General features: G+C 73.5%; 26 protein-coding genes (1 of these 26 running past the window's edge). 9 read left to right on the top strand and 17 right to left on the bottom strand.

The features are described from left to right. From CFP65_RS26765 to CFP65_RS26755, 3 genes are all read right to left on the bottom strand, one after another. Positions 1-675, bottom strand: partial view of a DUF3710 domain-containing protein gene (locus tag CFP65_RS26765; RefSeq protein ID WP_371682468.1) — the 5' portion only. The gene continues 129 nt to the left of window position 1, outside the view; only the first 675 of its 804 coding nucleotides appear in the window; its start codon is at positions 673-675; its stop codon lies beyond the left edge, outside the window. 75 nt (positions 676-750) lie between these two features. Continuing rightward, positions 751-1,218, bottom strand: coding sequence for a dUTP diphosphatase (gene dut, locus CFP65_RS26760; protein WP_104818587.1), 468 nt, complete (start codon positions 1,216-1,218; stop codon positions 751-753). A 24-nt stretch (positions 1,219-1,242) separates the two neighbouring features. After that, complete coding sequence (locus tag CFP65_RS26755; protein ID WP_254552580.1) at positions 1,243-1,827, bottom strand: PaaI family thioesterase; 585 nt, start codon at positions 1,825-1,827, stop codon at positions 1,243-1,245. Between the two features lie 130 nt (positions 1,828-1,957). Between CFP65_RS26755 and CFP65_RS26750 the strand changes: the two genes are divergently transcribed. Continuing rightward, entirely contained in the window at positions 1,958-2,404 is a 447-nt protein-coding gene (locus tag CFP65_RS26750) for a DUF3093 domain-containing protein (protein WP_104818585.1), read from the top strand. A 330-nt stretch (positions 2,405-2,734) separates the two neighbouring features. Here the strand turns inward: CFP65_RS26750 and CFP65_RS26745 are convergent, their stop codons facing one another. The 4 genes from CFP65_RS26745 to CFP65_RS26730 form a co-directional block, all read right to left on the bottom strand. Then, positions 2,735-3,034: a DUF4193 domain-containing protein gene (locus tag CFP65_RS26745; RefSeq protein ID WP_104818584.1), complete on the bottom strand. Its 300-nt coding sequence runs from the start codon at positions 3,032-3,034 to the stop codon at positions 2,735-2,737. A gap of 467 nt (positions 3,035-3,501) precedes the next feature. After that, positions 3,502-4,473 carry an acyl-ACP desaturase gene (locus CFP65_RS26740; RefSeq protein ID WP_104818583.1) on the bottom strand — a complete coding sequence of 324 codons (972 nt, stop codon included), beginning with the start codon at positions 4,471-4,473 and terminating at the stop codon, positions 3,502-3,504. 201 nt (positions 4,474-4,674) lie between these two features. Next, a complete protein-coding gene (locus tag CFP65_RS26735) occupies positions 4,675-5,961 on the bottom strand; it encodes a HAMP domain-containing sensor histidine kinase (protein WP_104818582.1) in 1,287 nt (428 codons plus the stop codon). Positions 5,962-6,003: 42 nt separating this feature from the next. Continuing rightward, positions 6,004-6,657, bottom strand: coding sequence for a response regulator transcription factor (locus CFP65_RS26730; protein ID WP_104818581.1), 654 nt, complete (start codon positions 6,655-6,657; stop codon positions 6,004-6,006). A 487-nt stretch (positions 6,658-7,144) separates the two neighbouring features. Here CFP65_RS26730 and CFP65_RS26725 point away from each other — a divergent pair, with 487 nt between their 5' ends. Further along, positions 7,145-7,330 carry a hypothetical protein gene (locus CFP65_RS26725; protein ID WP_104818580.1) on the top strand — a complete coding sequence of 62 codons (186 nt, stop codon included), beginning with the start codon at positions 7,145-7,147 and terminating at the stop codon, positions 7,328-7,330. A gap of 87 nt (positions 7,331-7,417) precedes the next feature. On the opposite strand, the gene CFP65_RS26720 is transcribed toward CFP65_RS26725, so the two are convergent. Further along, complete coding sequence (locus CFP65_RS26720) at positions 7,418-8,224, bottom strand: inositol monophosphatase family protein (RefSeq protein WP_104818579.1); 807 nt, start codon at positions 8,222-8,224, stop codon at positions 7,418-7,420. Positions 8,225-8,240: 16 nt separating this feature from the next. Beyond that, complete coding sequence (locus CFP65_RS26715; protein ID WP_104818578.1) at positions 8,241-9,389, bottom strand: ferrochelatase; 1,149 nt, start codon at positions 9,387-9,389, stop codon at positions 8,241-8,243. Between the two features lie 174 nt (positions 9,390-9,563). Here CFP65_RS26715 and CFP65_RS26710 point away from each other — a divergent pair, with 174 nt between their 5' ends. Both CFP65_RS26710 and CFP65_RS26705 read left to right on the top strand, forming a co-directional pair. Further along, complete coding sequence (locus tag CFP65_RS26710) at positions 9,564-10,790, top strand: MFS transporter (RefSeq protein WP_104818577.1); 1,227 nt, start codon at positions 9,564-9,566, stop codon at positions 10,788-10,790. Positions 10,791-10,889: 99 nt separating this feature from the next. Further along, positions 10,890-12,188 carry a D-arabinono-1,4-lactone oxidase gene (locus tag CFP65_RS26705; protein WP_104818576.1) on the top strand — a complete coding sequence of 433 codons (1,299 nt, stop codon included), beginning with the start codon at positions 10,890-10,892 and terminating at the stop codon, positions 12,186-12,188. Between the two features lie 11 nt (positions 12,189-12,199). On the opposite strand, the gene CFP65_RS26700 is transcribed toward CFP65_RS26705, so the two are convergent. Next, positions 12,200-13,009, bottom strand: coding sequence for a hypothetical protein (locus CFP65_RS26700; RefSeq protein WP_104818575.1), 810 nt, complete (start codon positions 13,007-13,009; stop codon positions 12,200-12,202). Positions 13,010-13,459: 450 nt separating this feature from the next. Here CFP65_RS26700 and sepH point away from each other — a divergent pair, with 450 nt between their 5' ends. Then, positions 13,460-14,554, top strand: a complete 1,095-nt coding sequence (gene sepH, locus CFP65_RS26695) for a septation protein SepH (protein ID WP_104818574.1) — start codon at positions 13,460-13,462, stop codon at positions 14,552-14,554. A gap of 160 nt (positions 14,555-14,714) precedes the next feature. On the opposite strand, the gene CFP65_RS26690 is transcribed toward sepH, so the two are convergent. Then, positions 14,715-15,548 (bottom strand): sulfurtransferase, encoded by an 834-nt coding sequence (locus CFP65_RS26690; protein ID WP_104818573.1) that lies wholly within the window; start codon positions 15,546-15,548, stop codon positions 14,715-14,717. A 150-nt stretch (positions 15,549-15,698) separates the two neighbouring features. Here CFP65_RS26690 and CFP65_RS26685 point away from each other — a divergent pair, with 150 nt between their 5' ends. Next, positions 15,699-16,442, top strand: a complete 744-nt coding sequence (locus CFP65_RS26685) for a VOC family protein (protein ID WP_104818572.1) — start codon at positions 15,699-15,701, stop codon at positions 16,440-16,442. On the opposite strand, the gene CFP65_RS26680 is transcribed toward CFP65_RS26685, so the two are convergent. The 4 genes from CFP65_RS26680 to CFP65_RS26665 form a co-directional block, all read right to left on the bottom strand. Further along, positions 16,439-17,095: a thymidine kinase gene (locus CFP65_RS26680; protein ID WP_104818571.1), complete on the bottom strand. Its 657-nt coding sequence runs from the start codon at positions 17,093-17,095 to the stop codon at positions 16,439-16,441. The two genes, CFP65_RS26685 and CFP65_RS26680, sit on opposite strands and share 4 nt — an antisense overlap. 33 nt (positions 17,096-17,128) lie before the next feature. Then, the gene (locus tag CFP65_RS26675) at positions 17,129-18,292 is read right to left on the bottom strand and encodes an alkaline phosphatase family protein (protein ID WP_104818570.1); all 1,164 of its coding nucleotides are present in this window, start codon (positions 18,290-18,292) and stop codon (positions 17,129-17,131) included. A gap of 8 nt (positions 18,293-18,300) precedes the next feature. Further along, on the bottom strand, positions 18,301-18,891 hold the full coding sequence (locus CFP65_RS26670) for a DUF5998 family protein (RefSeq protein WP_104818569.1): 591 nt from the start codon (positions 18,889-18,891) through the stop codon (positions 18,301-18,303). Between the two features lie 94 nt (positions 18,892-18,985). Beyond that, entirely contained in the window at positions 18,986-21,778 is a 2,793-nt protein-coding gene (locus CFP65_RS26665) for a GNAT family N-acetyltransferase (RefSeq protein WP_104818568.1), read from the bottom strand. Positions 21,779-21,967: 189 nt separating this feature from the next. Here CFP65_RS26665 and CFP65_RS26660 point away from each other — a divergent pair, with 189 nt between their 5' ends. Beyond that, a complete protein-coding gene (locus CFP65_RS26660) occupies positions 21,968-22,249 on the top strand; it encodes an HPr family phosphocarrier protein (RefSeq protein WP_104818567.1) in 282 nt (93 codons plus the stop codon). A gap of 124 nt (positions 22,250-22,373) precedes the next feature. Here CFP65_RS26660 and CFP65_RS26655 read toward each other — a convergent pair whose 3' ends face one another. Continuing rightward, on the bottom strand, positions 22,374-23,372 hold the full coding sequence (locus tag CFP65_RS26655) for a glutaminase (RefSeq protein ID WP_104818566.1): 999 nt from the start codon (positions 23,370-23,372) through the stop codon (positions 22,374-22,376). 88 nt (positions 23,373-23,460) lie between these two features. Between CFP65_RS26655 and CFP65_RS26650 the strand changes: the two genes are divergently transcribed. Together CFP65_RS26650 and CFP65_RS26645 are read left to right on the top strand one after the other, a co-directional pair. Beyond that, on the top strand, positions 23,461-24,168 hold the full coding sequence (locus tag CFP65_RS26650; protein ID WP_104818565.1) for an AzlC family ABC transporter permease: 708 nt from the start codon (positions 23,461-23,463) through the stop codon (positions 24,166-24,168). Further along, entirely contained in the window at positions 24,158-24,481 is a 324-nt protein-coding gene (locus CFP65_RS26645) for a branched-chain amino acid transporter permease (RefSeq protein ID WP_174805575.1), read from the top strand. The genes CFP65_RS26650 and CFP65_RS26645 overlap by 11 nt, the downstream gene beginning before the upstream one ends. 20 nt (positions 24,482-24,501) lie before the next feature. Here CFP65_RS26645 and CFP65_RS26640 read toward each other — a convergent pair whose 3' ends face one another. Continuing rightward, positions 24,502-25,200: a DUF6215 domain-containing protein gene (locus CFP65_RS26640; RefSeq protein ID WP_104818564.1), complete on the bottom strand. Its 699-nt coding sequence runs from the start codon at positions 25,198-25,200 to the stop codon at positions 24,502-24,504.

Below are 25,200 nucleotides of genomic sequence, written 5' to 3'. Positions count from 1 at the left end.
GATCGGGTCGCGGGGGGCCATCGGGGTCTCGCCGCGGACCACGACGGTCTGGCGGAAGACCTGCTCCAGGATGCCGGCCATCTCGGGCTGGACGGCGGCCTGACCGGAGATCACGCCACGGAGGAACCAGCGGGGGCCGTCGCAGCCGACGAAGCGGACCAGCTGGACGCCCTGGGTGCCGTCCGGGAGCTGGACGGGGACCTGGGCGCGGAGGTGCCAGCCGAGCGGGCCCTCCTCCTCCTCGATCCGGCCGCCCTGCTGGGTGATGCCGGTGGCGATCTCGTCGCGGACCTCGCCCCAGATGCCCTCGGACTTGGGGGCGGCGAAGGCCTGCAGCTGGATCGCGCTGTTGCCCAGTACGAGGGTGGCGGCCACGATCGCATCGCCGGCCACCTCGACGCGGAGCTCCATGCCCTCCACGCCGGGGACGAGGAGACCCCCGAGGTCCACTCGGCCCTCTGCGGGGCTCTCCAGCTCGGAGATGTCCCACGGACCGTCCGGGCGGGGCGCCGGGGGGAGGCCGACGCGGTCTGCCGGGTCCAGGTCTGTCTGGTTCTCGCTCTCAGAGTCGGCGGAACCTTCGATGCCATCGGCCGTCTCGTCGGCGCTGATGGCGTCGTCGGCGAGCTGCTCGACAGCGTCCTCGCTCTTGTTGCGACGACGGAACACGGTCACTGTCCTTCCCGGTCCAAGAACCGATCCAAGACCGAAGCGAATACCTGCTCGGCTTACTGCGAGGTCGCGGGCATGCTAGACCGCGGCGTGACCACCGGTCGACCCGAAACCGCCCTCGGCCCGAGCCGAACCGGGCAATTCGGTCACTTCGTGGAACCGAGCCTTCTCGACCTGCTGGATGACCAGCTGGGCGATGCGGTCCCCACGACGGAAGCTGACCTTCTCGCGCGGATCCAGGTTGACGACGATCACCTTGATCTCACCACGGTACCCGGCATCGACCGTCCCCGGGGCGTTCACCAGTGCAACTCCGCAACGAACTGCTAGTCCCGAACGCGGGTGCACGAAGGCCGCGTAGCCGTCCGGAAGGGCGATGCTGATGCCCGTGGGGAGCAGCACTCGCTCGCCCGGGGCGAGTTCGGCGTCCACCGTGGTCCGCAGGTCGGCTCCGGCGTCGCCCGGGTGCTCGTAGGCGGGGAGCGGGATCTCCGGGTCCAGGCGGCGGATCAGGATGTCGACGGGCTGGCGGGCGGTGCTGGTCACGGGTTCACCTCAGGTGGCTCGGGGTCACGGGCTCGGGTCGAAGGCCCGGGCCCGCTCGAACAGGTCCCGGTCGTCCGTGGCGCGCTTGATGTCCTCGGGACGACCGTGCGTGGTGAAGTGTTCCAGCTTCACCTGGATGAAGAGCCCCTGTGCCCGCACTGCGAGCGGACCGTCGGGGCCGCCGAGCCGGCCTTCGGCCGCGCTGTAGACCTTGCGGCCGTGCACACCGGTGATCCGGGCGGTCAGGTGGAGCAGGGTGTCCACCGGCACCGGGGCGAGGAAGTCGGTCTCGATCCGGCCGGTGACGGCGGGGGCGTTCAGCAGCCAGTTGAGGCTGCCGAGGGTCTCGTCGAGGGCGGTGACCAGCAGGCCGCCGTGGGCCAGGCCGGGGCCGCCCTGGTGGGCCGGGCGGACGGTGAACTCGGCGGTGAGGTCGAGGCCCTCGCCGGCCGTGACGCGCAGCTGGAGGCCCTGCGGGTGCTGGGGGCCGCAGCCGAAGCAGTGGTCGTAGTGCGAGCCGAGCGGGCTGCCGGGGGCCGGGGCCTCGGGGGCCCGGGGCGGCAGCACGGCCTCGGCGGGGGGCGTGGTGGGGGTGACGGTGGGGTTCACAAGCGCGACCCTACCGCTCAGTAGCTTTTTACCGCAGGGGTGTCCCGAGGGGCGGTCCGCCGGGGCCTGCCGGACCGCTGCCGAGGCCCCGGGGGGCCGGAGCGGCGTGAGGAACGCCCAGAATGGGGGCATGTACGACGAACGTCTCACCGTGCCCCGCTCGTGGTGGCTGCTCGCGCTCGGTCTCGGCCTCTCGCTGGCCCTCGTCCTGCTGCGGTTCTCACCGATCGCCGCGCTGGCCGGCCTGGTGGCCGGCACCGCGGCCGGTGCCGCCGCGCTGAGCAGCTACGGGTCGGCGCGGATCCGGGTGGTGCAGGGCTCGCTGGTCGCCGGGGCGGCGCGCATCCCGGTGAGCGCGCTGGGCGCGGCCCAGCCGCTGACGCCCACCGAGGCGGTGGCCTGGCGCGGGGTGAAGGCCGATCCGCGCGCGTTCATGCTGCTGCGCAGCTACGTGCCGACGGCGTTGCGGGTCGAGGTCACCGACCCGCAGGACCCGACGCCGTACCTGTACCTGTCGACCCGCTCCCCGCTGAAGCTCGCGGACGCCCTGGCGGCGGCCCGCCAGGAGAAGGCCTGACCCCGCCCGGCGAGAACCTCGACGCGCCCCCGGAGCCACTCGGCCCGGGGGCGCGCCGCATCCCGGGGCTCCGCTCTCCGCGCCCCGGGGCGCAGCGCGCCCTGCGGGCCCTGGCAGCGCCGGAGATGGCCGGACATGGAGGAGGGACGGCTCCGCGGTCGCGGTGCCGTCCCTGTACTCCTGGGTACTGCCCTGGCTGCGCAGGGGTTTCCTGCTGGTGCGGCCGCAGGTGCGACCGCCGGTACTGCCGCCGGGCTCGTGCCGGGGCCCGGTGGGGCGCTGTACCGGGCCGACGGATGGCCGTCAGCCCGGGCCGTGGCCGCCGGACGCTCAGGCGCCGCAGTCCCGGCAGATGGCCTGGCCGTTCTTCTCGCTGAAGAGCTGGCTGCGGTGGTGCACCAGGAAGCACTTCATGCAGGTGAACTCGTCGGCCTGCCGGGGCAGGACACGAACCGAGAGCTCCTCGTTCGAGAGGTCGGCGCCGGGGAGCTCCATGCCCTCGGCCCCGTCGAAGTCCTCCGAATCGACCGAGCTGCTCGACTTCTCGTTCCGTCGGGCCTTCAGCTCCTCGATGCTGTCCTCGTTGAGGTCGTCATCGGTCTTGCGTGGGGTGTCGTAGTCCGTTGCCATTTTTCGCTCTCCCCCTTTGGGTGTGTGCGGGTATCTCCAGCGCACGTAACGCATGGGGGGCCGGTCTTGTGCCCGACCCGAGGGCGAGATTTTGCCTTACTTCAAGCCCTGTTACTCAATCGACACCCGATGAGGGACCCGTTGGAGTGATCCGAGGAGGTCCGAACGGCCTCACCGAGAGGTGTCGAGCGGCGCCCCGGGAGGGTACCCGATCGCTACCGTTGGTGACCGCCGAACCCGGCGGTGATCGGGAAGGAGCCGCCGGAAGAAGGGCGTTGACGAACCGTCGACAATCAACCGGCGCACCCGGGCGGTGACGCTCGGCAACCTACCCCGACGGGGCGCTGATCACCCTACGGGGTCGACCGAACGTGTGGTGCGACCGAATGTGAGCTTGGTCACATCGGGGGCATTTCGGACCAAATCCGGGAAATCCCCACCCCGCCGGGGGCGCTCGGAGCAGCCGGTCAGCGCGCCGCCGCAGCCTCCCGCCGGGCCTTGATCAGGGCCTGGCGCTCGTCGAACCGGGTGGCCTGGGCGTCCAGGCCGAGCAGGAAGACGCCGAGCTCCTCCTGGGCCCGCCGGCCCTCCGGGCCGAGGCCCTGGATCTCCATCACCTTGAGGTGGCGCAGCACCGGCTGCAGCACGTCGTCGTGGTGGATCCGCAGGTTGTAGACCCCGCCCAGGGCGATCTGGGCCGCTGCGCGCTCGAAACCGGGGATGCCGTGGCCGGGCATCCGGAAGTCGGTCACCACGTCCGCCACGGCCCGCATGGCCTGGTCCGGGGCGATCTCCAGCGCCGCCTTGAGCAGGTTCCGGTAGAAGACCATGTGCAGGTTCTCGTCGTTGGCGATCTTGGCGAGCAACTGCTCGGCCAGCGGGTCGCCCGCGTAGTGGCCGGTGTTGCGGTGGGCGATCCGGGTGGCGAGCTCCTGGAAGGCCACGTACGCCACCGAGTGCAGCATGCTGTGCGCGTTGTCGGACTCGAAGCCCTCCGACATGTGCTGCATCCGGGCCCGCTCCAGCTCCACCGGGTCGACGGCGCGGGTGGTGAGCAGGTAGTCGCGGATCGCTATTCCGTGCCGGCCCTCCTCGGCCGTCCAGCGGTGCACCCAGGTGCCCCAGGCGCCCTCGCGGCCGAACATGGTGGCGATCTCGTGGTGGTAGCTGGGGAGGTTGTCCTCGGTCAGCAGGTTGACCACCAGCGAGACCCGGCCGAGCGGGGTGACCTTCGACTGGTCCTTGTCCCAGGCCAGGCCGCCCAGCACGCCGTCGAAGTCGGCGCCCTGGCTCCACGGCACGAACTCGTGCGGCATCCACTCCTTGGCGACCTTGAGGTGGCGGTTGAGCTCGGTCTCCACGACCTCCTCCAGCGCCAGGATCAGGCGGGCGTCGGTCCAGACGGGCGAGGCGGTGCGCTGCACGGGTGCGATGGTCACGGCTGGTGCTCCTGGGACGGGCAGAGGCGGGTGGGACGCAGCGGGCCGGGCTGAGCCGGGCGGGTGCGACTCACTTACGGCTGCGTAGGTTACGTAACCGTAAGTTGTTCTGGAGGGAAATGACAAGCCGCCCCCGCCAGCACTTATGTCTCCTTGACACGTGTGGCGGGGGCGGCTCGGGGGTAGGGCGCCGGATCCCGGTCAGATCCCGGGCACGCGGACCCTGATGGTCAGGCCGCCGCCCGGGCGCGGGGTGGCCTCGATGGCGCCGTTGTGGGCCCGGACGACCGAACGGACGATGGACAGGCCCAGGCCCACGCCCTTGTCGCTGCGGGTGCGGTCGGCACCCTTGAGGCGGCGGAACGGCTCGAAGATGGTCTCCAGCTCGTAGCCCGGCACCACCGGGCCGGTGTTGCTCACCACCAGCTCGCCGCCACCGCCGGGGGCCGGCGCGGTGGTGATCTCCACCCAGCCGCCCGGGGTGTTGTAGCGGACCGCGTTCTGCAGCAGGTTGAGCGCGATCCGCTCCAGCAGCACGCCGTTGCCGGAGACCGTGGCCGGGTGCAGTTCGGAGCGCAGTTCGACCTCGCGGCCGGCCGCCTCCGGGCGCACCTGCTCCAGCGCGCGCTGGGCCACCTCGCCGAGCGCCACCGGACGGCGCTCGGTCAACGCGTTGTCGCTGCGGGCCAGCAGCAGCAGGCCCTCGACCAGCTGCTCGCTGCGCTCGTTGGTGGCCAGCAGGGTCTTGCCGAGCTGCTGCAGGTCGGGCGAGGTGTTCGGGTCGGAGAGCTGGACCTCGAGCAGGGTGCGGTTGATCGCCAGCGGGGTGCGCAGCTCGTGCGAGGCGTTGGAGACGAATCTGCGCTGGGAGTCGAAGGACCGGTCCAGGCGGTCGAGCATCTCGTCGAAGGTGTCGGCCAGCTCCTTGAGCTCGTCGTCCGGGCCCTCCAGCTCGATCCGGCGGTGCAGGTCGGAGCTGGCCACCTCGCGGGCGGTCCGGGTGATCCGGTTGAGCGGCTGGAGCACCCGGCCGGCCAGCGCGTAGCCGGCGATGAAGGCGATCACGGCCAGGCAGACCAGGGCGGTGAGCGCCTTGCGCAGCAGCAGGGCCAGCGCGGCGTGCTGCTGGGTGAGCTGGAAGGAGCCGAAGTCGTTGATCACGGTGCCGTCGGCGGTCCGCAGCTCGACGCCCGGGCCGATCCGCAGGCTCGAGATCAGGGCGTCGTGGAAGGCCTGCTGGACGAAGTAGTACATCAGCAGCAGGAGCACCACCCCGGCCATCAGGAACATCCCGCCGTACAGCAGGGTGAGCCGGATCCGGATGGTGGGGCGCAGCTGGAGCCAGGCGAACAGGCCCTCGCCCGGATGGAAGCCCCGGTCGGGCTTGGGGTCGGGACCGGCGTCGAACTGCGGGTGCCCGGGCTTCGGCGGCACCGGGCCGCCGGCGGGCACGCCGGAGGCCCCGCCGAGGGGAGGCGGGGTGGTCATGACTGTCCTCTCGGAGCTTGGTACGGGCTGGTCGCCCTCGGGTCAGATCCGGTAGCCGGAGCCCGGGACGGTGACGATCACGGCCGGATCGCCCAACTTGCGGCGGAGCGTCATCACGGTGACCCGGACGACGTTGGTGAACGGGTCGGTGTGTTCGTCCCAGGCCTTCTCGAGGAGCTGCTCGGCCGAGACGACGGCGCCGCCGGCCCGCATCAGCACCTCCAGCACGGCGAACTCCTTGGGTGCCAGCTGGACGGGCTTGCCGTCCCGCAGCACCTCGCGGCGGCCGGGGTCGAGCGAGATGCCGGCCCGCTCCAGGACGGGCGGCAGCGGGACGGTCGCCCGGCGGCCCAGCGCCCGGACCCGGGCGACGAGTTCGCTGAAGGCGAACGGCTTGGGGAGGTAGTCGTCGGCGCCGATCTCCAGGCCCTCGACCCGGTCGCTGATGTCGCCGGAGGCGGTCAGCATGATCACCCTGGTGGCCAGGCCCTGGGCCACCACCCGGCGGCACACGTCGTCACCGTGCACCAGCGGGAGGTCACGGTCGAGCACGACCACGTCGTAGTCGTTCACCGCGATCCGCTGGAGTGCCGCCTCGCCGTCGTAGACCACGTCGACGGCCATCGCCTCGCGGCGCAGGCCGGTCGCGACCGCTTCGGCGAGCAACTGCTCGTCCTCCACGACGAGTACCCGCACGATGGTGTCCCTTCTCCCGGAGCTGGGCCCACCGTGGCCCACCGGTGCGGGGCCGCCGGCTACGGGCCGTGAGTCCCCCGGACACACGAGCCCGGGCGATGGTTCCCATCCTGCCTGGTCCCGGGGTAAAGCAGCGGTAAGCGGGCCCAACTCGGGCGCAACCCGGGCCGCAGCACGGCTTCGGTCAGCCGAAAGTGGAGCGTGCCGGGCGGGTACGCACTGTGACGCGGACAACTTTCTCAAGTTGCGAGGTTTCCCGGCCCGGCGTGCGGGGAGGACAGCCTTACACCGCGATCGCGCCCCCGCGCCGGTCGCAACCACCCTCCGTGCGTTCTTCCGCACCGGTCCAAGGGGTCACCGTCTTTCGGAGCGGCCGTCGGCCGTCTCGTACGCCTCCGGTCACACCGGCTCGGGCGTATCCGAACGGCTCCGATCCCGGGCCGGGGAACGCCGACCGTGCCCGTCCGCCACACGCAAGGGGGCCGTTATGGACGCCTTCACCGCCGGAATCCTCCAGCGCATAAAGAACGCCGAGCAGGACCTGCACCGTGCTCTCGAATCCGGCGACGAGTTCCTCGCCGAGGTCGAGCAGTCCGAACTCGAAGACCTGCGCCGGCTCGCCGCCGAGCACGGCGTCGACCCGGTGCGCGCCATGCACCGCACCGCTGCCTAAGGCAGCACCCGGCACTGCCGCCGAGCCCCGGCGGCCAGGACTCCCCGTCCTTGGCCGCCGGGGCTCGGTCGTGCCCGGAGGCACCGGTCAGTCGTGCCAGGCGCCGAGGGCCTCCAGGCGGGTCTGGAGCTGCTCGAAGGTGCCCGGGGAGGCGGCCAGGGTGAGGTCGCCGTCGGCCGGGAGGCCGGGGCGGGAGCCGGTGCGGGCGCCCGCCTCCTCGGCGATCAGGACGCCGGCCGAGCGGTCCCAGGGCTGCAGGCCGCGCTCGTAGTAGGCGTCGAGCCGGCCGGCGGCCACGTCGCACAGGTCGACGGCGGCCGCACCGCCGCGCCGGATGTCGCGGACCTCGGGCATCAGGGCGTGCAGGATCCCGGCCTGGCGGACCCGGACCTGCTGGACGTAGTTGAAGCCGGTGCCCACCAGCGCCTGGCCCCAGGGCGGGGCCGGGCGGCAGGAGATCCGGCGGCCGTTCAGGAAGGCCCCGCCGCCCCGGACGGCGTGGAAGAGCTCGCCCCGGGCCGGCGCCGCGACCACGCCGACCACCGCCTCGCCCTGCCACTCCACGCCGACGCTGACCGCCCAGCCGGGCAGCCCGTAGAGGTAGTTGACCGTGCCGTCCAGCGGGTCGACCACCCAGCGCACCCCGCTGGTGCCGGGCTGGTCGGTGCCCTCCTCGCCGAGGTAGCCGTCCTCGGGGCGGCGGCCGCCGATCAGCTCCAGGACGAGCTTCTCGGAGGCCAGGTCCATCTCGGTGACCACGTCGACCGGGCTGCTCTTGGTCGCGGCGACGCCCAGGTCAGCCGGCCGCCCGTCGAGCAGCAGGGCACCGGCCCTGGACGCCGCCTCGGTGGCCAGGGTCAGCAGTTCGTCGAGCAGTTCGGCACTCGGGGACACGCGGGAGACCTCCGGGTCAGCGTTGGGCGGTGGCGGGACGGGGGGCGCGCGGGTTGGGGCAGCAGGTGCGGGCGCACAGGTCGTGGCTGGGGCCGAGGGCGCCGAGCGCCCGGCGCTCGGGCTGCTCGCCGCGCTCGGTGGCGGCCCGCTCCAGGAGCAGCTCGCGCACGGCGGCGGTGAACCGCGGGTCGGCGCCGACGGTGGCCGCGCGGCTCACCGGCAGGCCCAGCTCGGCGGCCTTGGCCGTCGCCTCGGTGTCGAGGTCGTACTTGACCTCCATGTGGTCGGAGACGAAACCGATCGGCACCATGACGGCCGCCGGAGCCCCGGCCCCGCTCAGCTCGGCGAGGTGGTCGCAGATGTCCGGCTCCAGCCAGGGGATCTGCGGGGCGCCGCTGCGGCTCTGGTAGACCAGCTCCCAGGGCCGGCCGTACACCCCGTCGGCCTCGGCCACGGCGGCGACGATCAGCCGGGCCACGTCCAGGTGCTGGGCCACGTAGGCCCCGCCGGGGGTGCCCCGGGCCGGGTCCTCCGGGTCGCCCGAGCTCTCGGCCATGCTCAGCGGGATCGAGTGGGTGGTGAAGGCCAGGTGGGCGCCGTCACGGGCCTCGTCGGGCAGCTCGGCCAGCGCGGCCAGCGTCGCCTCGACCATCGGGCCGACGAAGCCGGGGTGGTTGTAGAACCGGCGCAGCACGTCCACCTGCGGCTCGGGCAGGCCCTCGCCGACCAGCTGGTCCAGGGCCTCGGCGAGGTTCTCCCGGTACTGGCGGCAGCCGGAGTACCCGGCGTAGGCGCTGGTGGCGAGCACGGCGATCCGGCGGTGGCCGTCCTCGATCATCTCCCGCAGGGTGTCCACTAGGTAGGGCGCCCAGTTCCGGTTGCCCCAGTAGACCGGCAGGTCGAGGCCGGCCTCGGCGAACTCCTTGCGGAGCGCGGTCAGCAGCTCGCGGTTCTGCTCGTTGATCGGGCTGACCCCGCCGAACAGGAAGTAGTGCCGGCCGACCTCGGCCAGGCGCTCCTTGGGGATGCCCCGGCCTCGGGTGACGTTCTCCAGGAAGGGCACCACGTCCTCGGGGCCTTCGGGCCCGCCGAAGGAGAGGAGCAGCAGGGCGTCGTACGGCGCGTGATCGGGCGCCTGGGGGGTGTGGGTGCGCGCGTCGGGCATGGCACCGATCCTGCCACCCCGGGGCCGCCGCGTGGGGCGCGGCTGTCCGGAGTGTGGGCGCGGCTGTCCGGTGTGAAACCGTTTGCGTAGGGTTCGTAAGCTGTCTACACGAGTTGTGTTCCTTACTCCCGCCCGTCCCCGTCTCCCGCTTTCCCGCCTCCTGTGGAGCCCCGCGTGCTGTCCAGCTACCGCCAGATCTTCGCCGCCCCCGGCAGTCTGGCCTTCTCCGCCTCCGGCCTGATAGCCCGGATGCCGATCTCGATGACCGGGGTCGGCATCGTCACCATGCTCTCCGAGCTGCGCGGCTCCTACGGGATCGCGGGGGCCGTCTCGGCCACCCTGGCGCTCTCCGCCGCCCTGTTCGGGCCGATGGTCGCCTGGCTGGTCGACCGGTACGGCCAGCGCCGGGTCGCCCTGCCGGCCACCGGGCTGACCGTGCTGGCGGCGGCCGCCCTGCTGGCCTGCGCGCACTGGTCGCTGCCGAGCTGGACGCTCTTCGTGACCGCCGCCGGGATGGGCGTGATGCCGAGCACCGGCTCGATGGTCCGGGCCCGCTGGGCGCACCTGTACCGGGCCGAGCCGCCCAAGCTGCACACCGCGTACTCCTTCGAGGCCGTGGTCGACGAGCTCTGCTTCATCGTCGGCCCGATCCTGGCGATCGGGCTGGCCACCTCCGTCTTCCCCGAGGCCGGGCTGCTGCTCGCCGGGGTCTTCCTGAGCGTCGGCGTGGCGCTGTTCACCGCGCAGCGGCGCACCGAGCCGCCGGTCCATCCGGCCGCGCACCGCACCGGGGGCTCGGCGATCCGCTCCCCCGGGCTCCAGGTGCTGGTGATCACCTTCGTCTCCACCGGCGCGGTGTTCGGCTCGGTCGAGGTGGTCACGGTGGCCTTCGCCCGCGAGCAGGGGCACCCGGCGGTGGCCAGCCTGGTGCTCGCGGTGTACGCGCTCGGCTCGGCCGTGGCCGGGCTGGTGTTCGGCACGCTCAAGCTCAAGGGCTCGATGGCCGGGCGGTTCCTGGGCGGGATCGCCGCGATGGCGCTGGGCATGCTGCCGCTGGTCGCGGCGGCCGAGCTGTTCGGCGGCTACCCCGGTCTGGCCGCGGTGGGCGGCGCGCTCTTCCTCGCCGGGCTCTCCATCTCGCCCACCCTGATCACCGCGATGGCCCTGGTCGAGCGCCTGGTGCCGGCCGCCCAGCTCACCGAGGGCATGACCTGGACCACCACCGGCATGGCCGCCGGCGTCGCGCTCGGCTCCGCCGCCGCGGGCTGGGTGGTGGACGCGGCGGGCGCCCCGGCCGGGTACTGGGTGCCGGTCGCCTCGGCGGTGCTCGGCGCGGCGGGCGCCGCGGCCGGGGTGCGCCGGCTCGGCTCGGGGCTGGCCGCCGCACCCGAGCAGGCCTGACCCGCTTGGGAGTTGCTGCCCCGCTGACCTCTGGTGGTGCGTCTGCGACGTTGCTACGCTCCCGCCTACTCATTGGTAGGGACCGCTGGAGGCACTCGCATGGCCGACTGGACCAACTGGGCCGGTAATCAGAGCGCTCGGCCGAGCCGGGTGGTCACGCCCGGGTCGGCCGGTGAGCTCGGCGAGGTGCTGCGGCGGGCCGCCGAGGAGGGCCGGACGGTCAAGGCGGTCGGCGCCGGCCACTCCTTCACCGCGATAGCCTCCGCCGGGGACGGCGTGCTGATCCGGCCCGAGGGCCTGATGGAGGTCCGCGAACTCGACCGCGCGGCCGGCACCGTGACCGTCGGCTCCGGCCTCCCGCTCCACCGCCTCAACCGGCTGCTGGCCGCCGCCGGCCTCTCGCTGACCAACATGGGCGACATCGAGGTGCAGACCGTCGCCGGCGCCACCAGCACCGGCACCCACGGCACCGGCCGCGACTCGGGCTCGCTGGCCGCCCAGATCCGGGCGCTGGAGATCGTGCTCGCCGACGGCAGCGTGCAGCGCTGCTCCCCCACCGAGAACCCGGAGCTCTTCCAGGGCGCCCGGCTGGGCCTCGGCGCGCTCGGCGTGGTCAGCGCGATCACCTTCGGCGTGGAGCCGGCCTTCCTGCTCACCGCGCACGAGGCGCCGATGTCCTTCGACCAGGTGCTCGAGGGCTTCGAGGACTTCACGGCGGTGAACGAGCACTTCGAGTTCTACTGGTTCCCGCACACCGACCGCTGCTCGACCAAGCGGAACAACCGCAGCCAGGGCCCGGCCGCCCCGCTGCCGGCCTTCAAGTCCTGGCTGGAGGACGACTTCCTCTCCAACACGGTCTGGGAGGGCGTCTGCCGGGTCGGCCGCCGCTTCCCGCAGGCCGTCCCGGCCATCGCCCAACTGGCCAGCCGGGCCTGGTCCGAGCGGACCTACACCGACCTCGCCCACAAGGTCTACACCAGCCCGCGCAAGGTCCGCTTCACCGAGATGGAGTACGCGGTGCCGCGCGAGGCCGCGACCACCGTGCTGCGCGAACTCAAGGCCCTGGTCGAGCGCTCCGACTGGCGGATCAGCTTCCCGGTGGAGGTCCGCACCGCCCCCGCCGACGACCTCTGGCTCTCCACCGCCAACGGCCGGGACAGCGTCTACATCGCCGTCCACCTCTACCGCGGCACCGCCGAGCAGGGCTACTTCACCGAGGTCGAGAAGCTCATGACGGCCCACCAGGGCCGCCCGCACTGGGGCAAGCTGCACACCCGCGACGCGGCCTACCTCTCCGGCGTCTACCCGCACTTCGGCGACTTCACCGCCCTGCGCGACAAGGTCGACCCGGGCCGGCTGTTCGCCAACGACTACCTGCGGCGGGTCTTGGGCGAGTAGCCCCGGGGCGCTCAGGCCGCCGGGGTACCGGAGGGCGGCGGGGCGGACGGCTGGTCCGCCTTGCCGGCGTCGGCCTTGCCCGGGTCCGTCGTGCCCGGGTCCGGCTTGGTGCCGGTCGGCGTGCCGGTGGGGGGCGGGGAGCCGCTGGGCGGCGGGGTCGGCGTGGGCGTCGGCGCCGAGGGGGTGCTCGACGGGCTGCCCGAAGGGGTCGCGGACGGCGAACCGGAGGGCTTGCCGGACGGGGTGGCCGAGGGCGAGGGCCTGCCCGAGGGCCGGTCGGCCGGCGGGGCGGGGTCCTGCTTCGGCTGCTCGCGGTCCTCGGAGTGCGGCTGGGTCGCGGAGCGGCCCGGGTTGAACGAGGTGCCGCCGCCCTGGCCGTCGGTGGTGATCGAGTGCAGGTTCTTGCCCGTGGCCAGCTCGACCACCACGATCGGCGTCATGGCCAGCCCGAACACCAGCGCGGAGACCAGCGCGTAGCTCTTCCAGGTCCACTTCCGCTTCGAACGCAGGGTCTGCGGCTCGTTCCACTGCCCGAGCGGCACCGGCTCCTCGGGCTCGACCTGACGGAGTCCGTTGCCCTTGTCGGTCTGATCGGCGCCCTGCTGGACGGCCGTGCGCAGCTGCTCACCGGTCCGCCGGAACAGGTGCGCGAAGACCGCGCCGCCGGTGGTCGCCCCGATGCTGACCACGGCGGCGCCGATGATCGTGCCGTAGACGCCCAGCTCGGAGGCGAGGACGGCGCCGACGATGGCCGCCAGGGCGCTCGCCGTCACCTGGGTCAGGCTCAGGTCGAGCCGGGTGCGCTCCTGCTGCTGGGGCATCAACATCCCTCGGTCGGTCGGGGTCGAGAAGACCTCGACAACTCGTACAAGACTCTCCATCGTGCACAAAAAAGGACACAAGGGTCGAAAATCTGGTTCTCGGCAGTCGATATATGTGAAGATGATCACCGTCGACGGACCGGAGGTCGGCCGTTGTGGTGCGCGTCCTTGAGAATCCCGTGAATCGCGGCAGACTTGAGCGGCGAGCCGCCCCTGCGGATGCCACGAATGGAGTACTGTTCGTGGAGCCTGAGCCTTCGGTCACCGTGTCGACAGTCCATCAGACGGCGGCCGGGGCACCCGGGCGCGACGTCGACCGGCGACGTGGCAAACAGGCAACCGTGCCACAACGGCGAGCTTGGGCGAAAGCCCGACACGCCGGGTAACTCTGCAAGGTTGTGGCCACTCGCGAGTGGGCAGGCCACACTCAGTACGGGAGCAGCGACGCAGGTGACGTCGGCAGGCACCACCCGGGAGGTAACCGTGCCCGAACTGCGGGTTGTGGCCGTCAGCAACGACGGCACACGGCTGGTGCTCAAGGCTGCCGACAGCACGGAGTACACCCTCCCCATCGACGAGCGGCTGCGCGCCGCCATCCGCGGTGACCGGCCACGCCTCGGCCAGATCGAGATCGAGGTCGAGAGCCACCTCCGCCCCCGTGACATCCAGGCGCGGATACGAGCCGGTGCCTCCGCCGAGGAGGTCGCCCAGGTCGCCGGCATCTCGGTCGACCGCGTCCGCCGCTTCGAGGGTCCGGTGCTGGCCGAGCGCGCCTTCATGGCCGAGCGGGCCCGCAAGACCGCGATCCGCCGCCACGGCGAGTCCACCGGCCCGCAGCTCGGCGAGGCCGTGGCCGAGCGGCTGGCGCTGCGCGGAGCGGAGAAGGACACCGAGCGCTGGGACTCCTGGCGGCGCGACGACGGCACCTGGGAGGTCATCCTCTCCTACCGTGCCGACGGCGAGGGCCGCAGCGCGAGCTGGTCCTACGACCCGCCGCGGCGCCTGGTGCAGCCCAACGACGACGAGGCCCGCGCGCTGATCGGGGAGACCCCGGAGCGCGAGGAGGACTCGGTCTTCCCGTTCATCCCGCGGATCGCCCGCCTGCCCCAGGACCGGCCGTCCCGCCCGATGATCGAGCGGCCCTCGCCCGACCGGATCATGCAGGGCATCGAGCGGCCCGACCGGATCCTCTCCGGTCGGGAGGTCCGCGAGAGCCGCGAGGCCACGGCGGAGAACCTCGACTCGCTCACCAGCCTGCTCGACGTGGTCCCGGCCTTCCCCGGCAACCTCGCCGTGCCCGCGGTCGAAGCCGTCCCGGACGCCCCGGCGGCCGAGGCCGAAGAGGCCGCCCCGGCGGCCTCCATCGGCGCGGGTTCCGCGTACGCGGACATCCTGATGCCGCGGGCTGTCGCTCCGCACCGGGAGCGGCTGGTCGGCACCACCGACCGTCAGGCCGAGGCCGACGGCGTCCGTCCCGGCCGCCGCGCGACCGTCCCGAGCTGGGACGAGATCGTCTTCGGTTCGCGGCGTAAGAAGTCCGAGTAACCACTGGGGGCGCGGGGAACTGCGCGAAGCGGAAGAAGCACGCCCCGTCATATCGCAGAGATGCCCACTTGCACCGTCAACGGACAGTGCACGTGGGCATCTGCGTAACACAGACTCAGAGTGCAGGGTTGGCCGCGCCGTTCCCCGCGCCCCTGGTGGTTTAAGCCCCAGTCGCGACCGGGCGTGACGGATCGGCACACCACTCGCTCCAGGACCCCGGGTAGAGGGTGCCCTCGAAGCCGGCGACGGCCATGGCCAGCAGCTGGTGGGCGGCCGTGACGCCCGAGCCGCAGTAGACGGCCGTCTCCCCCTCACCGACACCGAGGCTGCGGAACCGCTCGGCGAGCTGCTCGGCGGGGAGGAAGCGGCCGTCGGGGCCGACGTTCTCCATGGTGGGGGCGTTGACGGCGCCGGGGATGTGGCCGGCGGCCGGGTCGAAGGGCTCGACCTCGCCGCGGTAGCGCTCGCCCGCCCGGGCGTCGAGCAGGAGGCCGGTGAAGGCGGCGGTGCCGGCGGCGTCCAGGGTGGGGAGGTGGCCGGCGACGGGCTTGAAGTCGCCGTTCTCGGGGCCGGGCTGGTGGTCCGTCAGCGGGAGGCCGGCGGCGCGCCAGGCGCTCAGGCCACCGTCGAGCACCCGGACGTCGGTGTGGCCGGCCCAGCGCAGCAGCCACCAGGCACGGGAGGCGGCGGCCGAGACCCAGTCGTCGTAGAGCACCACGGTGCGGCCCGCGCTCACGCCGACCCGCCGCATCGCCGCCCCGAACGCGTCCAGGTCCGGCAGCGGGTGCCGGCCGGCGCTGCCGGGCGGGGCGGCCAGGTCGCGGTCCAGGTCGACGAAGTGCGCGCTGGGCAGGTGGCCGGCCGCGAACTCGGCCGCGCCGGGGGCGCCGCCCTGCTTGTAGCGGACGTCGAGCAGGGTCGGCGGGTGGTCCGAGCCGAGGGCCCGGCGGAGCTCGGCGACGGTGATCAGCGGGGAGGTCGAAGTGTCGTCCATGGGCGTCATTCTGCCGCTGGTCCACGGGTCTTTGTACGGTCTTTGCCAGGCTTTCCCGCGCGGTCCATCCCCCGGGCGCCCTTGACGTGGAACCATCATCGCGGGGCTCTCGGCGGCCCGGTCGACCGGCCCCCTGCGAGGAGGTGCGGGATGACTGCGGTGAAGGTGCGGCTGGCTCAGGGCACGCCCTGCTGGGTGAGTCTGACGACCAGTGACCACGAGGGGGCGATGGCCTTCTACGGCGCCCTGCTCGGGTGGGAGTACGGCCCGGGGCCGACCCCGCTCGGCGCGTACGTGCGGGCCTCGGTGCACGGTGCGAAGGTCGCCGGGATCGGTGAGGCGCCGCCGGGCGGCGGCCACTCGGTCGGGTGGACGCCGTACTTCTCGGTGGACAGCGCCGACGAGGTGACCCAGCGGGTGCACGAGAGCGGCGGCACCGTGGCGATGGGCCCGCTGCAGGCCGAGCGGGCCGGGCGGCTGACCCTGGCCGCCGACCTCTCCGGTGCGGTGTTCGGGCTCTGGCAAGGCGAGGAGCACCTCGGCTGGGAGGTGACCGGCGAGCCCGGCGCCCCGGCCTGGAACGAGCTGCTGACCGCCGACGAGCCCTCGGCCACCGCCTTCTACCGCTCGGTGCTCCGCTCGGAGCTGACCCCGGGCACGGACGGCACCACCCGGATGCTGGTGGACGGCCGGCCGGTGGCCGCGATCCGCACCACCACCGAGGGCCGGGGCTGGCGGGTGCACTTCGGCACCGCCGACTGCGAACTGACGGCCCGCCGGGCCGAGGAGCTGGGGGGCAGGGTGCTGCTCGCCCCGCACGACACCCCGCAGGGCCGGATGGCCCGGCTGGCCGACCCGCAGGGCGGCCGGTTCTGCGTGCTGGAGGTCGGTTAGCTGCGCTGCTCCTCGAACGGGAGCACGTCCGGGGAGAGCACCGCGGCCCGGGCGGTGGCGGCGGTGAGCCGGCGCCGGTGGTGGCGCCGGCAGAGCACCTCGTAGCCGACCTCGCCCTCGCTGACCGCGATGTCGCCGACCACCACCTGGGCGCCCTCGACCACCATCACCCCGCCGACCGTGCGGGCGTTGTGGGTGGCCCGCGCCCCGCACCAGCAGAGCGCCTCGACCTGGAGCACCTCGACCCGGTCGGCCAGCTCGATCAGCCGCTGGGAGCCGGGGAAGAGCCGGGTGCGGAAGTCGGTGGTGATGCCGAAGGTGAAGACGTCGATGCCGAGCTCGTCCACCACCCGGGCCAGCTGGTCCACCTGCTCGGCGGCGTAGAAGTTGGCCTCGTCGCAGATCAGGTAGTCCACCTTGCCGCCGGCCGAGAGTAGCTGGACCACGTGCGCGTGGAAGTCGAAGGCGTCGGTCACCTCCACCGCGACGGCCCGCAGGCCCAGCCGGCTGGAGATGGTGGAGGCCCCGGCCCGGTCGTGCCGGGAGAAGATGATGCCCTGCCGGCCGCGCGCGGCGTGGTTGTGGTCCAGCTGGAGCGCGAGGGTGGACTTGCCGCAGTCCATCGTGCCGGAGAAGAACACCAGGTCAGCCATGGGTGGAGCGGGGGCCTTTCGGTACAGAGGGGTTCAGCTGCGGACTTCGAGCAGCGGGACGAGCTGCTCGACGGGAGTCATCGACCCGTGCAGGCCGATCATCGAGGACTCGCCGGGCTCGCGCCGGGAGGCGGTGATCGCGATGTCGTCCCGGGCGGCGGCGACCACGTCGCCGATCCGGTGGTAGACCCGGTCCTCGACCACCGGGCCGAACCAGCCGGCGGCTATCGCCTGGTCGCGGGTGGCCACCCACATCCGGTCGCCGAGCACCTCGCTCCAGCAGGTGAACACGTCGGCCGCCGCGCCGGGCACCGCGTAGACGTGCCGGGCCCGGCCCTCGCCGCCGAGCAGCGAGACGCCCGCGCTGAGCTCCCAGTCCTCGTCGAAGTCGATCCGGTCCTCGGGGGCGATGTCGATCATGCCGTGGTCGGCCGTGACGTAGAGCGCGGAGCGCGGCGGGAGCTGCTCGGCGAGCCGCTTGACCAGCCGGTCCACCGTGTCGAGCATCATCCGCCAGTCGTCCGAGTCCACGCCGAAGCGGTGGCCCGCGGCGTCCAGCTCGCTGACGTAGGTGTAGCAGAGCGCCCGGTCGTGGTCGGCCAGCCAGCGGGCCGCCAGGTCCATCCGCTCCTCGCCGGTGGTGCGGCCGAGGAAGGTGCCGCCGGAGAGCGCGACCTGGGTGAGCGGGGTCTGCGAGAAGAGCGGGGAGGAGACCTGGCAGGTGGCCACCCCGGCCTGGTCGGCGCGCTGGAAGACGGTGGGGTGCGGCTGCCAGCCCTTGGGGTCGACCTGCGGGTGCCAGCGCAGCTGGTTCATCAGGAAGCCCTCGCCGGGCACCGCCAGGGTGTACCCGGCCAGGCCGTGCTCGCCGGGGGTCAGCCCGGTGCCCACCGAGGCCAGCGAGGTGGCGGTGGTGGAGGGGAAGCCCGAGGTGATCGCCCGGCCGCCCTGCGCGATGAGCGAGTTGAGGTAGGGCGCGTACTCGGGGTGACGCCTGATCAGCTCCCAGCCCATGCCGTCGACCAGGAAGACGCAGACCCGGTCGGCCGGCTCCAGCGGCAGCCCGGCGGTGTACCCGGGCACGCCGAGCCCGGCCGCCACGGCGGGCAGCAGGTCGGCGAGCGCGCCGGTGCCGTAGGCCGGGGCCGGGGCGGAGGCGGGGTCGAGGATCTCGAAGGCGTCGTAACCGAGGCTCATCGGTGCGGTCAGCCCTGGTCGGCGATGGTCGCCTCGGACAGCGCGCGGGCGAAGACCAGCGCCTGGGCGACCGTCTCCGGGCCGTCCCCGGCCTCGCTGACCCGCAGCGACAGGTCGTCGGCGGTGGCCGAACCGGTGTAGCCGTGGTCGGCCTCGCAGTTCGGGTCGGAGCAGCCGGCCGGCTCCAGGTCCAGGCGCTGCACGGCGCCCCAGCCGATGGTCAGCACCACCTCGCGGGGCGGCGTGCCGGGGGTGTACGTCTCGGGGTTGGCGACCATCCGGCTGAGCACCACGGAGCCGATCCGGTCCAGCCGGACCACCTCGGTGGAGGTGGTGGCGTACGGCACCGGGCTGGTCGCGTCGGCGGCCTGCTCGTCGGTGTGGCTGACCACGAAGCGGGACGGGGTGAGCACCAGCACGGTGACGTGCCGGCGCACCTCGTTGGCGTCGAAGGTGGTCTCCTGGTGCACCAGGTACGAGGTGATCGGCTCGGGCCCGATCGCGGCTTCGACGGCCTCGGACACCAGCGCCGGGTAGTAGCCGCTGCGCTCGATCGCCGAGCGCAGGTCCTGGGTCGAGGTGGTACCGGTCTTCGCCATAGCTCCATCCTGGCATGCCGCGCCGGGGGTGCGGGGCGGGTGGCCGCGCTCCCGGGCGTATCGAGCGCCCCTTGGCAGGCGCAACCAAGGAAGGTTACAGCGTGCTCATGGCGCGCGGTCCCAGATCGCTGCGGACCGGGAGCGGTGCGACCCGCACCCGGGCGCCGAGCACCGCGAGGCCCTGCGGGGCGACCACCACGGGGGCCAGGTCGACCGAGGCCACCTCCGGCAGGTCGTCCACCAGCCGCGAGACCCTCAGCAGCAGTTCTTCCAGCGCGCCGGTGTCCACCGGGGCGGCACCGCGCCAGCCGAACAGCAGCGGGGCGGCCCGCACCTCGCGGATCAGCGCGGCCACGTCCCGGTCGGTGGCCGGGATCAGCCGGTGCGCGAGGTCGTCCAGCAGTTCGGCCGGGGCGCCCGCCAGTCCGAACGAGAGGATCGCGCCCACCGCCGGGTCGACGGTGGCGCCGATCACGGTGTCCACCCCGCGCGGGGCGAGCCGCTGCACCACCAGCTTGGCCCGCTCGGCCCCGCCGAGCAGCCGGTCCAGCTCGCGGAAGGCCCGGATCAGCCCGGCCTCGCCGGTGAGGTCCAGCCGCACGCCGCCGAGGTCGGGCCGATTGCGGAACCGCTCGGCGGTGGCCTTGAGCGCGACCGGGTAGCCGAGCGCGGCGGCGGCCCGCAGCGCGGCGGCCTCGTCGGGGGCGGGCAGGGTGGGCAGCACCTCGATGCCGTAGGCGCCGAGCAGCTCGGCCGCCCGGTCCTCCGGAAGCGTGATCCTGGCACCGCCGCTCTGCAGCCGGGCAGCGGCAGCCGTCCGGGTGCCGAGGGCCCGCTCGACCAGGACCCGGGCCCGGTGCTCGTCGACGCGCTCGAGCTCGGGCACCCGGGCGGTCTCCTCCGCCTCGGCGGTGCGGCGTCGCCAGTCGGCGTAGCGGACGGCGTGCGCGAGGGCGTGCACGGCGCGCTCGGGGGCGGAGTAGGCGGGCACCCGCCCGGCGCGCAGGCGCTCGGGCAGCTCGGTGAGCGCGAGGTGGGTGAGCAGCAGCGGCTTGCCGAGCTGCCGGGCCCGGGCGGCGGATTCGAGCAGCGCCTCGGCGAACTCGGGCTCGTCCGCGCCCAGCACGGGCTGGGTGAGCCTGGTCACCTCGGGCAGGGCGGCGGCGCCCTGGGCGGCGATCGGGGGGATGGCCACCGCGATCACCGCGTCCACCCCGGGGTCGGCGAGGGCGGTGTCCAGCGCGATCCGGAAGTTCTCGCCGGTGGCGCCGGTGGTCAGGTCCACCGGGGTGCGCGGGCGCAGCCCGGCGCTCAGGCAGGCGTCGTAGGTGAGCAGGCCGAGCGAGTCGGAGTTGCCCACCACGGCGACCCGGTCGCCGGCCGGCAGCGGCTGGCAGCCGAGCAGCTCGCCGGTGTCGAACAGCTCGGTGATGGTCTCCACCCGGAGCACCCCGGCCTGCTGGAAGAGCGCGTCCACGGTGGCGTCGCGCAGTCGCCCGGCGGCCGGCTGGACGGCGTGGCCGGGCGGCAGGCTGCCGGTGTGCCGGGCTCCCTTGACCACCACGACCGGCTTGGCCAGGGCCAGCCGGCGGGCGATCCGGGTGAACTTGCGCGGGTTGCCGAAGGACTCCAGGTAGAGCAGCACCACCTCGGTGGCCTCGTCCTCGGCCCAGTACTGGAGCCAGTCGTTGCCGGAGACGTCGGCCCGGTTGCCGACCGAGGCGAAGGAGGAGACGCCCAGGCCGCGCCGGTGCGCGGCCTCGAGCAGGGCGACGCCGATCGCGCCGGACTGGCAGAAGAGGCCGAACGGGCCGCGCGCGGGCAGCACCGGGGCGAGCGAGGCGTTCAGCCGGTGCTCGGGGTCGGTGTTGAGCAGGCCGAAGGCGTTCGGGCCGATCACCCGCATCCCGGCGGCCCGGGCCTGGCGCACCAGCGCCCGCTGCCGGTCCCGGCCCTCGGGCCCGGTCTCGGCGTACCCGGCGGTGACCACCACCAGGCCGCGCACCCCGTGCGCGCCGCAGTCGGCCACGGCGGCCGGCACGGCGGCGGCGGGCACCGCGATCACCGCGAGGTCCACCGGGCCGGGGATCTCGAGGAGCGAGCGGTAGCTGGGCCGGCCGTCCAGGTCGGTGCCCGGCTCGGCGTTGCGGTTCACCGCGTAGACCGGCCCGGTGAAGTCGGCCAGATCGCGCAGCAGCGCCCGGCCCACCGACTGCGGGTGGCGGGAGACGCCGAGCACCGCGACCGAACGGGGCGTCAGCAGCCGCTGGATCGACCGGGCCTCGGCCCGGTGCTCGCGGGCCCGCATCACGGCCAGCGAGGCGGCGGTGGGTTCCAGGTCGAACTCCAGGTGCACCACGCCGTCGGCGAAGCTGCGGCGCTGGGTGTAGCCGGCGTCGGTGAAGACCTTCACCATCTTGCGGTTCTCCGGCAGCACCTCGGCGGTGAACCGGCGGATGCCGCGCTCCTGGGCGCAGGCGGCGATGTGTTCGAGCAGCGCGGAGGCCACGCCCCGCCCCTGGTGGGCGTCCTGCACCAGGAAGGCCACCTCGGCGTCGGTGCCGGTCTCCGAGGGCCGCCCGTCCGGGTCGATCCGGTCGTACCGGACGGTGGCGATGAAGTGGTCCCGGACGACCACGGCCAGGCCGACCCGGTTCACGAAGTCGTGGTGGGTGAAGCGGCGGACGTCCTTGTCGCTCAGCCGGGGGTAGGGCGCGAAGAACCGGAAGTACTTGGACTGGTCCGAGACCTGCTCGTAGAACTCCACCAGCCGCTCGGCGTCGCCCTCGGTGATCGGGCGGATCCGGGCGGTGCCGCCGTCGCGCAACAGGATGTCGGCCTCCCAGTGCTGGGGGTAGCCGTGCTGGTCAGGGCGGTGCTGCTCCACGTCGGCCAGGTTATCCGGCGGCGGGGGTGTTGCGCGGCGGCGAGCGGTGCCTTTCTCTGAATGGAGTACGCGTCGGAGTACGCCGTGGAGTACGTCAGGGGTGCCGCCGAGGACGCGTTCGGCTGCGCCACGTGCAACACTGGTCTAGACAACATGGCTCCACCCAGCACCACCTGAAAGGCACGTCACATGGCTGAGCGCCGCGTCACCATCGGTTGGCCCGAGGGCCTGCACGCCCGTCCCGCCTCCGTCTTCGTCCGGGCGGCCGCCGCCGTCGGCGTGCCCGTCACCATCGCCAAGGAGGGCGGAAACCCGGTCAACGCCGCCTCCATGCTGGCCCTGCTCGCCCTCGGCGCCCAGGGCGGCGACGCCGTCGTCCTCGCCTCCGAGGCCGACAACGCCGACGAGGCCCTCGACCGCCTGGCCAAGCTGGTCCAGGAGGGCCTCGACGAGCTCCCGGCTGCCGCCTGAGCACTCCTTCTCCAGCGGCACGTTGCACCATCCCAGGGGCGCGGGGAACTGCGCGAGCTCGGAAGGCTCAGATCTGTAGCCTTCCGAGCTCGCGCAGTTCCCCGCGCCCCTGTTGTGGTTCCGCTCAGAAGATCGACCAGCCCGTCGCCGTGGTCAGGGCGTCGAGCGCCGCGACACCGAGCACCGAGTTGCCCGCCCGGTCGAGCCCCGGGCTCCAGACGCAGAGGGCGCCGCGCCCCGGGATGACGGTGAGGATGCCGCCGCCGACGCCGCTCTTGCCCGGGAGGCCGACCCGGTAGGCGAAATCGCCGGCCGCGTCGTAGGTGCCGCAGGTGAGCAGCACGGCGTTGACCCGCTTGGCCTCACTGCGGGTCAGCAGCCGGGAGCCGTCGGCCCGCAGGCCGTGCCGGGCCAGGAAGCGGCCGACCAGCGCGAGGTCCGCGCAGGAGGCCGAGATCGCGCAGTGCGCGTAGTAGTGGGCGAGCACGCTGTCGACCGGGTTGCGCAGGTTGCCGTAGCTGGCGATGAAGTGGGCCAGCGCGGCGTTGCGGTGGCCGTGCCGGGCCTCGGAGGCGGCCACCGAGTCGTCGGTGGTGATGTCGGGGTTGCCGCTCTCCGCCCGGAGGAAGTCGCGGACAGCGCCCGCCGCGTCTCCGGTCAGCTCCAGCAGGCGGTCGGTGGCGACCAGCGCGCCCGCGTTGATGAACGGGTTGCGCGGGATGCCCTGTTCGGACTCCAGCTGCACCAGCGAGTTGAACGGATTGCCGGAGGGCTCCCGGCCGACCCGCTGCCAGAGGCTGTCGCCGCCCTCGGCCAGGGCCAGCGCGAGGGTGAAGAGCTTGGAGACGCTCTGGATCGAGAACGGCCGGCGCCACTCCCCCACCCCGTACAGCCCGCCGTCCACGGTGGCCAGGGCCATGCCGAAGGCACCCGGATCGGCGCAGGCCAGCGCCGGGATGTAGTCCGCCGACCGCCCCCGGGCCGGCAGCGCCAGCGCCGCGGCCATCGCCTCCTCCAGCAGCCGCTGGTGGTCCTCGCCCCCAGCCGAAACCCCGCCCGAAACCCCACCTGGAGCCTCGCCCGTCGTCCTGCCCGCCGTCGCCCTGCCCGTGTCCGCGTCCATCCGGCCATTCTGACCCGGTGCGCCGCCGGCCCTGCCCGAGGGGTGAACGCACCCGACCGGCCCGATCGGGCGCCCGTACGCTCTCCGGATGACCGTCGCCCCCGAACCGACCGCGCCGCACCCGCTGCGCGCCGCCGTCCGGGACACCCTGGGCGTGGGCCTGGGCCTCTTCCCGCTCGGGCTCGCCTTCGGCGTCCTGCTCACCCGCAGCGGCTTCGCCTGGTGGTGGACCCCGCTCTTCTCGCTGCTGATCTACGCCGGCTCGCTGGAGTTCCTGGCCATCGGGCTCTTCCTGGCGCTCACCCCGCTGGCCTCCGTCGCGGTGACCACCTTCCTGGTCAACTTCCGGCACGTGTTCTACGGGCTCTCCTTCCCGCTGCACCGCATCCGCGGCCGGCTCGGCCGGGCCTACGCCGTCTACGCGCTCACCGACGAGGCCTACGCGATCGTGGCCACCAAGCCGGCCGAGGAGCTGACCGGCGGGCGGATGCTGGCCATCCAGGCGCTCTGCCAGGGCTACTGGGTGGTCGGCGGGCTCGGCGGCGCCCTGGTCGGGACGGCCCTGCCGGCCGGGCTGCACGGGCTGGACTTCGCGCTCACCGCGCTCTTCGTGGTGCTGGCCATCGACGGGTACCGGGCGGCCCGCGACGTGCCGGGGCCGGTGCTCGGCCTGCTCTGCGCGCTGCTCGCGCTGCTGCTCGCCAAGGGCCAGCTGCTGGTGGTGGCCCTCGGGCTGTACGTCGCCGCCCTGACCGTCCGCCACCTGCTCCGGGAGCGAGCCCGCCGTGCCCTCTGACCGCTATCTGCTCGCCGGGCTCGGCGTGATGTTCGCCGTCACCTTCACCCTGCGGGCCGCCCCCTTCGCCCTGCTCGGCCGGCTCCGCGCCTCCGCGCTGGTCGCCTTCCTGGCCACCACCATGCCCACCGGCGTGATGGTGATCCTGACCGTCTACACCCTGCGCGACCTGGACCTGACGGCCCACCCGTACGGCCTGCCCACCCTGCTCGGCGTGGCCGCCACCGCCGGGCTGCACCTGTGGCGGCACAACTCCCTGCTCAGCATCTTTGCGGGCACGGCCGTCTTCATGCTCGCCGAACGGCTGCTCTGAACCCCGCAGGGCATTGCTCGCTACTGCGCCGCGGCCCAGCCCGGCAGGGTCGGCAGCACCTTGAGGGCGATCCGGGTCAGGGCCGCCTCGTCCGGCTGCTGGTCGTCCTGGCGCCAGATGGAGATCTCGTACGCCCCGCCGCCCGCCTTGTCGCCCTTGGCGACGGCCAGGTGGTGGGCCACGCCGCCCCGGCCGGTGGTCGACTTGCCGCTGCCGCCGAGCGCGAAGGAGACGGCCAGCGTGTGGTCCGAGTAGGTGAGCGCGGGGTGGCCCAGCAGCGCGGTGGGGGTGGGCGTGGTGAACAGCTTGTAGTCCTCCAGCGAGAGCCCCGGCACGTCCTCGACCCGGACGTCGACCGCCCCGATCTGCACCTCCACGGCCGGCGCCCCCGCCTTCTTCCCGTCCGCCCCGGTCGTCACGCTGCTCGCGGAGTGGGCGTTCGACACCCGCTCGGTCGGCGCGCCGACCAGCACGGGCAGGTCGGGCCGGTTGAACGCGGCGCAGAGCGCCGGGTAGCCGGGCGGGTCCTCCGCCACCGGCGCCTTGCAGGCGGCCGGCCCGGCGGCCGTGGCCCCCGCGCCGCCCAGCGTCGGCAGCCCGCCGATCGCGCCCGTCCCCCAGCCCACCATCAGGCCCACCGACCCCAGGGTCACCACGGCCGCCGCCACCACCCCCGCGACCTTGGCCCCTCTGCCCGGCGCCTCGAACTCCTCCGCCAT

Origin of the sequence: Kitasatospora sp. MMS16-BH015 (genome assembly GCF_002943525.1) — a bacterium.
GTDB lineage: Bacteria > Actinomycetota > Actinomycetes > Streptomycetales > Streptomycetaceae > Kitasatospora.
Note: the sequence above shows the minus strand (reverse complement) of the source record. Positions and strands in the feature narration are given on the sequence as shown.

What these genes read in the sequence shown, in the direction of transcription:
- CFP65_RS26750 (WP_104818585.1), top strand. Translation starts at nt 1,958, where the DNA reads ATGTACGACGAACGTCTCACCGTGCCCCGCTCGTGGTGGCTGCTCGCG.
- CFP65_RS26745 (WP_104818584.1), bottom strand. Translation starts at nt 3,034, where the DNA reads ATGGCAACGGACTACGACACCCCACGCAAGACCGATGACGACCTCAAC.
- CFP65_RS26735 (WP_104818582.1), bottom strand. Translation starts at nt 5,961, where the DNA reads ATGACCACCCCGCCTCCCCTCGGCGGGGCCTCCGGCGTGCCCGCCGGC.
- CFP65_RS26725 (WP_104818580.1), top strand. Translation starts at nt 7,145, where the DNA reads ATGGACGCCTTCACCGCCGGAATCCTCCAGCGCATAAAGAACGCCGAG.
- CFP65_RS26715 (WP_104818578.1), bottom strand. Translation starts at nt 9,389, where the DNA reads ATGCCCGACGCGCGCACCCACACCCCCCAGGCGCCCGATCACGCGCCG.
- CFP65_RS26705 (WP_104818576.1), top strand. Translation starts at nt 10,890, where the DNA reads ATGGCCGACTGGACCAACTGGGCCGGTAATCAGAGCGCTCGGCCGAGC.
- CFP65_RS26700 (WP_104818575.1), bottom strand. Translation starts at nt 13,009, where the DNA reads ATGCCCCAGCAGCAGGAGCGCACCCGGCTCGACCTGAGCCTGACCCAG.
- CFP65_RS26690 (WP_104818573.1), bottom strand. Translation starts at nt 15,548, where the DNA reads ATGGACGACACTTCGACCTCCCCGCTGATCACCGTCGCCGAGCTCCGC.
- CFP65_RS26685 (WP_104818572.1), top strand. Translation starts at nt 15,699, where the DNA reads ATGACTGCGGTGAAGGTGCGGCTGGCTCAGGGCACGCCCTGCTGGGTG.
- CFP65_RS26680 (WP_104818571.1), bottom strand. Translation starts at nt 17,095, where the DNA reads ATGGCTGACCTGGTGTTCTTCTCCGGCACGATGGACTGCGGCAAGTCC.
- CFP65_RS26675 (WP_104818570.1), bottom strand. Translation starts at nt 18,292, where the DNA reads ATGAGCCTCGGTTACGACGCCTTCGAGATCCTCGACCCCGCCTCCGCC.
- CFP65_RS26670 (WP_104818569.1), bottom strand. Translation starts at nt 18,891, where the DNA reads ATGGCGAAGACCGGTACCACCTCGACCCAGGACCTGCGCTCGGCGATC.
- CFP65_RS26660 (WP_104818567.1), top strand. Translation starts at nt 21,968, where the DNA reads ATGGCTGAGCGCCGCGTCACCATCGGTTGGCCCGAGGGCCTGCACGCC.
- CFP65_RS26655 (WP_104818566.1), bottom strand. Translation starts at nt 23,372, where the DNA reads ATGGACGCGGACACGGGCAGGGCGACGGCGGGCAGGACGACGGGCGAG.
- CFP65_RS26650 (WP_104818565.1), top strand. Translation starts at nt 23,461, where the DNA reads ATGACCGTCGCCCCCGAACCGACCGCGCCGCACCCGCTGCGCGCCGCC.
- CFP65_RS26640 (WP_104818564.1), bottom strand. Translation starts at nt 25,200, where the DNA reads ATGGCGGAGGAGTTCGAGGCGCCGGGCAGAGGGGCCAAGGTCGCGGGG.